Consider the following 7615-nt stretch of genomic DNA (forward strand, 5'->3'; position numbering starts at 1 on the left):
AATTCACAGGGCTGGCGCTATGCTGGCCCTTTTTATTATTATCGTGCGTATTCTCTGTGTGAGCGTTAAACGCTTCTTTTTGACGATGTTATCCATCGTTCTTATATTCCCCCTCTCTTTTATTTCGCTAACGAATGCTAAAAGGAGGGATAGTGCAAGATCAGGCCATCAGGCACGACACCGCATGCACATCATCACCGCGCAGTTGCGGTTTTGTCGCCGCACACGCCTCGGTAGCAATCGGGCAGCGCGTTCTGAACACACAGCCTGACGGCGGGTTCATCGGTGACGGCAAGTCCCCTTCCAGCAATTCAATGTGCTTGTTACGTTCCAAGTCCGGATCCGGGATCGGCACCGCCGACATCAAGGCTTTGGTATACGGGTGCTTCGGCTCTTCAAACAACGCCTCTGCTTCCCCCATTTCCACCGCATTCCCTAAGTACATCACCAACACGCGATCAGAAATATGCTTCACCACGGATAAATCGTGCGCAATAAAGATCAGGCTCAATCCCATCTCTTTTTGCAGTGATTTCAACAGATTCACCACCTGCGCCTGAATCGATACATCCAGCGCTGAAACCGGCTCATCACAAATGATCAGCTTTGGCTTCAAAATCAGCGCACGGGCAATCCCGATACGCTGACACTGGCCACCGGAAAACTCGTGCGGATAGCGGTTGATCACGTTCGGTAGCAAGCCGACCTTGGTCATCATCTCGCGTACCTGTGCTTTCACGTCTTCTGCCGACATGTTAGGGAAATACGCTTTCAATGGCTCAGCGATGATTTCCCCGACCGTCATACGCGGGTTCAGTGACGCCAATGGATCCTGAAAAATCATCTGAATGTCTTTGCGCTTTTCACGCATGGCTTTGTGATCCAACACGGTCAGATCTTGCCCCAGCCACAGCACTTTACCGTCTGTTGCTTCCACCAGGCCGATCACTGCACGGGCAAAGGTGGATTTACCGCAACCGGATTCGCCCACCACACCCAGCGTTTCACCTTCATACAAACGCACACCCACACCATCCACGGCTTTCAGGGTCAGTGGCTTGGTCCATGGCCACGCGGATTTTTGCGCGATGTTGAAGTGCACTTTCAAATCGCTGATATCAAGTAAAAGTTGTTTTTGCGCTTCCATTACCACGTCCCCATATCAGAAAAACACGCACGTAAACGGCCTTCGGCAAACGCCTTCAGTGCCGGCGCTTCTTGCGCACAGCGACTGGTCACACGGTGACAGCGCTCTTGGTAAGGACACCCCACTGGCAGGTGCAACAGGTTTGGCGGATTGCCCGGAATGGTCGGCAACTCTTCACTGTTGGTATCCAAACGCGGGATCGCTTTTAACAGCCCTTCCGTGTACGGGTGCGACGGCTGATAGAAAATTTCGTTGATCTTGCCGTATTCCATAGTACGACCGGCATACATCACCAGCACTTTGTCACAGCTGCCCGCAACCACACCCAAATCGTGAGTGATCATGATAATGGCGGTATTGAAATCGGTTTTCAGCTCATTGAGCAGTTCCATGATCTGTGCCTGCACTGTCACATCCAACGCGGTAGTCGGCTCATCGGCGATCAGCAGTTTTGGACGGCACAGCAATGCCATTGCAATCATCACACGCTGACGCATACCGCCGGAAAACTCATGCGGGTACATGGTGATACGTTTACGGGCTTCCGGAATCTTCACCGCATCCAACATACGGACACTTTCTTCAAAGGCTTCTGATTTGCTCATGCCTTTGTGCAGCATTAACACTTCCATCAGCTGATCGCTGACTTTCATATACGGGTTAAGCGAGGTCATCGGATCCTGGAAGATCATTGCGATCTGCTCAGCTCGGATACGGTTCAGCTCTTTTTCTGGCAGGTTAAGGATTTCACGGCCTTCGAACTTTGCGCTGCCGCTGATCATGCCGTTTTTGGCCAACAGGCCCATGATGGCGAATACCGTCTGGCTTTTACCCGAGCCGGACTCGCCCACAATCCCCAAGGTTTCCCCTTGCTGGAGAGAAAAATTCAGATCGTTAACCGCCGTGACAATACCGTCTTGTGTTTTGAATTCTACGCGGAGATCTTTGACATCTAATAAACTCATACTACTTCCTTATCACGTCTCTCTGCGGCGCGCTCTCAGCTTGCTGTTATCGTTCAAGCCGGTCTTCGCACGCCACAGTCTGTCCCTTGGGTTATCTGTCTTTTGGATCCAGTGCGTCACGTAAACCGTCACCCACGTAGTTAAAACAGAACAGCGTGACCACCATAAAGGCGGCCGGGAACATCAACTGCCAAATCGCCACTTCCATGGTTTGCGAACCTTCTTGCAGCAACGCGCCCCAGCTAGTCATCGGCTCCTGTACCCCTAGCCCTAAGAAGCTGAGGAAGGATTCGGTCAGGATCATCGACGGCACCAACAAGGTGGAATACACCGCCACAATGCCCAATACGTTCGGCACGATATGACGGGTAATGATGCGCCACTGGCTGACCCCAGAGACATGAGCCGCTTCAATGAACTCTTTGTTACGCAGCGACAAGGTTTGTCCTCGTACGATACGTGCCATATCGAGCCAGGAAATCGCCCCGATCGCCACAAAGATCAGCATGATATTACGGCCAAAAATGGTCACCAACACGATGACAAAGAACATGAACGGGATGGAATACAGGATCTCCAGAATACGCATCATCACGCGGTCGGTGCGGCCACCGATAAAGCCAGAAGCGGCACCGTATAAGGTCCCGATCACGACTGCCACCAAGGCCCCCATGATCCCCACCATCAGAGAGATACGTCCGCCAATCAGGGTTCGGGTGTACAAGTCACGCCCCAGGCTATCAGTACCGAAGAAGTGGCCTTCTGCGCCCAAACTCGGCGCCGCATGCAAGGCATACCAATCGGTATCATCAAACGCATAGCTGCTGAACATCGGGCCGAAGATCACCGCCAGAGTGATCAGGAACAAAATGGTCAGGCTGACCATGGCCGCGCGGTTACGCATGAAACGAATACGGGCGTCCTGCCATAAACTGCGGCCTTCAATTTCCAATTGCTCAGAGAACTTCTCTACCGCGTCTACGTTTTCTTTTTTCGTTAACATCATCAAATTGGCCCCTTAGTAACGGATCTTCGGATCGATATACGCCAACACGATATCGACAATGGCATTGAAGATAATGGTCAATGAACCAATCAGAATGGTGATCCCCAGTACCAACGAGTAGTCACGGTTAAACGCCGCATTCACGAACAATTTACCGATCCCCGGCAGACCAAAAATGGTTTCAATTACTACCGAGCCGGTAATGATGCCGACAAATGCCGGCCCCATGTACGACACCACCGGTAACAGTGCCGGTTTCAGGGCATGTTTCATGATGATGTACGGGTAGCTCAGGCCTTTGGCGCGTGCGGTACGGATAAAGTTACTGTTCAGGGTTTCAATCATGCTGCCACGGGTAATACGGGCAAAGGTGGCGACATACAACAAGGACATCCCCATCATCGGCAACAGCATGTATTTGACCGAGCCGTCATGCCAACCACCGGCCGGCAGCCAACCCAGATTGATGGAGAAGATATAGATCAACACCGGTGCGAGGATAAAGGAGGGCATCACCACCCCCGCCATCGCGGTGGACATAATGGTGTAATCTATCCAACTGTTTTGTTTCAAGGCGGCAATGGTGCCGACTGTGACGCCCATAATGAGCGCGAAAATAAAGGCAAAGACCCCAATCTTGGCCGATACCGGCAGCGCCTTGGCCACCAGCTCATTTACGGTAAAATCTTTGTATTTGAACGACGGACCAAAGTCCCCCTGGACGATATTGCCCAAGTAGGTGGTGTACTGTTCAAATACCGGTTTGTCGAGGCCATATTTGGCTTCAATGTTTGCCATCACTTCGGGTGGCAGAGGACGCTCGCTTGAGAACGGGTTACCCGGAGCGAAACGCATGAGGAAAAAGGAAATTGTGATCAATACCAACAAGGTGGGTATGGCTTCAAAAATCCGTTTTGCGATGAATTTAATCATAAACTACACCGTTATTTTATCGTCTGTGACAGTCAATTGCTCGCCGGAGAAAAACCAGCAAAAAAGGGCACTGCTCCCGTCCTGAAAGCAGCGCTTATAATCATATTTCTTGCTGTTTATTAGTCAGCAATGATGTACAAATCTTTACTAAAGATGTTGTCTTCTGGGTTGTTAACCGGGTAGCCGCCTAGTTTCGGATTCACCAAACGTGCGTTCACGTAGTGGTAGATCGGCATGATAGGCATGTCTTTCGCCAGTAGCGCTTCTGACGCTTTATAGGCTTGAGCACGTTCTGCTGGCGTGTGCGCAAGCAGGGCTTTATCTAACTGACCGTCAAACTGCTTGTTGGCATATTTCGGGTAGTTTTGAGAGTGGCCGTCACGCATGATGCCCAGGAAGGTTGAGGCTTCGTTGTAGTCACCACACCAGCCGGCACGAGACACGTCAAAGTTACCCTGACGCTTGCTGTCGAGGTAGCTCTTCCACTCTTGGTTTTCTAGCGTCGCCGTTACGCCCAGTGATTTCTTCCACATAGAGGCAATCGCGACCGCAATTTTCTTGTGGTTTTCACTGGTGTTGTACAACAAGTCAAACTGTAGGGGTTTGTCTTTGCCGTAACCTGCCGCTTCCAACAAGGCTTGTGCTTTTGCCACACGCTCTTTCTGTGACAACTTCGCGTAATCTGGCATTTCTACGTCCAGACCATTGGTCGCCAAAGGCGTGAAGTTGTACGCAGGGGTTTCACCTTTACCGACGATGAACTTGGCAATCACGTCACGATCGATCGCGTAAGACAATGCCTGACGCACACGCTCATCATTAAATGGGGCTTTCGCCGTGTTGAATTCGTAGTAGTAAGAACACAAGTACGGTGTCACTTTGACAGACTCAGCATGCTGCTTCACCAAACGCTTAAAGTGTTCGTTTGGCATTTCATACGTCATGTCGATTTCGCCAGCCAAGAAACGGTTCATGGCCGCCACTTGGTTTTCAATCGGCAAGAAGGAAACTTGAGTCAGGACGGTTTTTTCGTTATCCCAGTAATGGGTATTTGGCTTCAGGACGATACGCTCGTTCACCACCCACTTGTCTAGCTGAAATGCACCGTTACCCACGTAAGTGTCTGGGCTCGTCCACTTATCGCCGTATTTTTCCACCACTTTCTGGTTGACCGGCTTCATGGAAGTGTGAACGGTCATCGCCACGAAATATGGCAATGGTTTTTCAAGCTCGACTTTCAGTGTGTGATCATCAACGGCCACTACACCCAGCTTTTCAGGAGATTGTTTACCCAGAATGATGTCACCGGCATTTTTCATGGTGGTCATTTCTAGGTAGGAAGCATAAGGAGAGCCGGTTTTTGGATCCGCCAGTCGGCGCCATGTGTAGACGAAATCACTGGCCAGTACCGGATCACCGTTAGACCATTTCGCGTCTTCACGCAGGTGGAAAATCCACGTTTTGTTGTCTTCGCTTTCCCATGATTTCGCGACACCACCAATCAGGTTGCCATCGCCGTCCTGGTTAACCAGGCCTTCCAGCAAATCACGGATCACGTTAGATTCTGGTACGCCCGATACTTTCTGCGGGTCAAGTGACTCCACTTCGGTACCGTTACCACGTACTAATTCTTGCTTCTCAGCCAGCTTCACGCCGTCAGGAACATTTGCAGCAAAAGAGGGAAACGCCGTGGCTGCCATGGCCATGCCTAGCAGCACCGCCTGAGATACTTTATTCTTATACATGCATTCACTCCAACACATCGTTTTATTACGTCCTTGAGACTCTTCCGTTGGCGCCAAATGGCCGCAATATTTGCGTAATTTGTCCTAAATCACACAAAGCAAACCGAAGAATTGCTCGAAACAGTATCAGTCATCGAAGTAATTTGCCACAATTTGATTACAAAAACAGACATAATCCTTAATATGTGCTGAATATGAAGCGGAAGTCTCCATTTGTGCTATGGCGACTAGAGAGATCTATTGTAAAAACCATACTGAGAAGAAATATCCGCCGTTTAATCCACCTTTCTGCTACTTTTTGCATGATTTATCGTCTGTGAAAATCATTAAATAGCATAAAAAACCACGCCACTTCACAGCAAACCAAACTACGTGCAACATAAATGCAAAACCGAAGTCACAAAAAAAGCGCCTTGCGGCGCTTCTTTCTTTATTGTTCGATTACTTATTTTCACTGTCGAGATTGAGATTCGGTGGCACTTCCTGCCCGTCTTTAGATTGGTTCTCTTTGAGTGACTGGCTGTTCCCGTCTGATAACACCTCATCGAACAGGCCATCGTGATTGATGTCTTCCATCATTTGCTTGATACGGCGATTCGTGACTCGTTTGTGCTTCATAATCCCTCCGCGGTCATCCCGCTTACGATACATGATCAGCAACATCTTTGTGTGCCATGAGTGTACGGGTGCCAATCTCCAGCTGCGGTCTCCCACCCTGTGGTAATTTTTTATGATCGGCTACGCGCGTCTATTCAATATGGCACAAAAACGCGTTTTCTGCCGACAGACATGACTTACATCTCGATTTTTAATAACAAATGTATATATAAAAAATAGCGCATAGACTAAGTTCTCACATAGTGAGATTTTCAATCGTGGCACGTTTCTCTAACAGAATAATAACGCTACTATCTTCTTTACCAGCTATACACCTAATAACTCAAGGTTTATTGCTGCATCCGTTCCCGTTCCGTTCTAGCGTTGAGAGATAACATCCATGAGACCAGCAGGTTGTGTTTCACGTCCAAGTCCTTCCCGCCACCGTCCTGGCTACGTACCTTCATCGTACCGCCCGAAAGATGGTGTTAACGGTATCAAATGATGCCTGCTAGCCCCTCACCTGAGGGGCTATTTTCTTTCTTGCCCCCGCAATCTATCTCTCGTTTTCTCTTGTAACACACCCAATTCCCCTGTTTGGCCTTGTTATTTCACAGAGGCTATGAAATCATTTCTGATGGTCAAGGAATGGCCACTGTTTTTCTCGGTATCAGGCGAATACGCTGAACCCCCTCAGAAAAACAGCATGAGACACGTGACAAAAAAGGGATGACGGAATGCTCACCAAAACCACGGGACGTAACGACACCTATTCCATTTCGCAGCTCGCAGAAGAATTCTCTGTGACCTTACGCAGCATTCGATTTTATGAAAATCAGGGACTACTCAGCCCCACCCGGCAAGGCCAGCACCGGATCTTTTCCAGCCGTGATCGCGCCAGACTCAAACTCATTTTGCGAGGAAAACGGCTAGGCTTCAGTTTGTTGGAAATACAGGAGTTATTTAACCTGTACGATGCCGATGTACAAAGCAAAGGTCAGTTGCAGACCATGCTCAATACCATTCGTCACCGACAGCAAAAACTGCAGCAGCAACAAACCGATATCAATCTGATCATGATGGAACTGAGCGCCGCAGAGCGGCAATGTTACAAGCAGTTGGATAAATACGAGTAAGCGAGTAAGCGAGTAAGCGAGTAAGCGAGTAAGCGAGTAAGCGAGTAAGCGAGTAAGCGAGTAAGCGAGTAAGCGAGTAAGCGAGT

The 7615-nt window shown here is 49.4% G+C and carries 7 protein-coding genes; 1 reads left to right on the forward strand and 6 read right to left on the reverse strand.

What is annotated here, in order from left to right; all coding sequences use genetic code 11:
- Window positions 1-160 precede the first annotated feature (160 nt).
- From oppF to ABT58_RS09975, 6 genes are all read right to left on the reverse strand, one after another.
- Window positions 161-1147: a murein tripeptide/oligopeptide ABC transporter ATP binding protein OppF gene (gene oppF / locus ABT58_RS09950; RefSeq protein ID WP_047874238.1), complete on the reverse strand. Its 987-nt coding sequence runs from the start codon at window positions 1145-1147 to the stop codon at window positions 161-163.
- Window positions 1147-2112 carry an ABC transporter ATP-binding protein gene (gene oppD / locus ABT58_RS09955; protein ID WP_047874239.1) on the reverse strand — a complete coding sequence of 322 codons (966 nt, stop codon included), beginning with the start codon at window positions 2110-2112 and terminating at the stop codon, window positions 1147-1149. The genes oppF and oppD overlap by 1 nt, the downstream gene beginning before the upstream one ends.
- 91 nt (window positions 2113-2203) lie before the next feature.
- On the reverse strand, window positions 2204-3115 hold the full coding sequence (gene oppC, locus ABT58_RS09960) for an oligopeptide ABC transporter permease OppC (protein WP_047874266.1): 912 nt from the start codon (window positions 3113-3115) through the stop codon (window positions 2204-2206).
- Window positions 3116-3130: 15 nt separating this feature from the next.
- Window positions 3131-4051 (reverse strand): oligopeptide ABC transporter permease OppB, encoded by a 921-nt coding sequence (oppB, locus tag ABT58_RS09965; RefSeq protein ID WP_047874240.1) that lies wholly within the window; start codon window positions 4049-4051, stop codon window positions 3131-3133.
- A 119-nt stretch (window positions 4052-4170) separates the two neighbouring features.
- Window positions 4171-5796 (reverse strand): ABC transporter substrate-binding protein, encoded by a 1626-nt coding sequence (locus ABT58_RS09970; RefSeq protein WP_047874241.1) that lies wholly within the window; start codon window positions 5794-5796, stop codon window positions 4171-4173.
- Between the two features lie 441 nt (window positions 5797-6237).
- Complete coding sequence (locus tag ABT58_RS09975) at window positions 6238-6414, reverse strand: hypothetical protein (RefSeq protein WP_156168819.1); 177 nt, start codon at window positions 6412-6414, stop codon at window positions 6238-6240.
- Window positions 6415-7130: 716 nt separating this feature from the next.
- Between ABT58_RS09975 and ABT58_RS09980 the strand changes: the two genes are divergently transcribed.
- Window positions 7131-7529 (forward strand): MerR family transcriptional regulator, encoded by a 399-nt coding sequence (locus tag ABT58_RS09980; RefSeq protein WP_047874243.1) that lies wholly within the window; start codon window positions 7131-7133, stop codon window positions 7527-7529.
- The last annotated feature ends 86 nt before the right edge of the window (window positions 7530-7615 follow it).

Source organism: Photobacterium aphoticum (assembly GCF_001029435.1).
GTDB lineage: Bacteria > Pseudomonadota > Gammaproteobacteria > Enterobacterales > Vibrionaceae > Photobacterium > Photobacterium aphoticum.

Coding starts and splice junctions, on each gene's coding strand:
- oppB (WP_047874240.1), bottom strand. CDS start 4,051: ATGATTAAATTCATCGCAAAACGGATTTTTGAAGCCATACCCACCTTG.
- oppF (WP_047874238.1), bottom strand. CDS start 1,147: ATGGAAGCGCAAAAACAACTTTTACTTGATATCAGCGATTTGAAAGTG.
- ABT58_RS09980 (WP_047874243.1), top strand. CDS start 7,131: ATGCTCACCAAAACCACGGGACGTAACGACACCTATTCCATTTCGCAG.
- ABT58_RS09970 (WP_047874241.1), bottom strand. CDS start 5,796: ATGTATAAGAATAAAGTATCTCAGGCGGTGCTGCTAGGCATGGCCATG.
- oppD (WP_047874239.1), bottom strand. CDS start 2,112: ATGAGTTTATTAGATGTCAAAGATCTCCGCGTAGAATTCAAAACACAA.
- ABT58_RS09975 (WP_156168819.1), bottom strand. CDS start 6,414: ATGAAGCACAAACGAGTCACGAATCGCCGTATCAAGCAAATGATGGAA.
- oppC (WP_047874266.1), bottom strand. CDS start 3,115: ATGTTAACGAAAAAAGAAAACGTAGACGCGGTAGAGAAGTTCTCTGAG.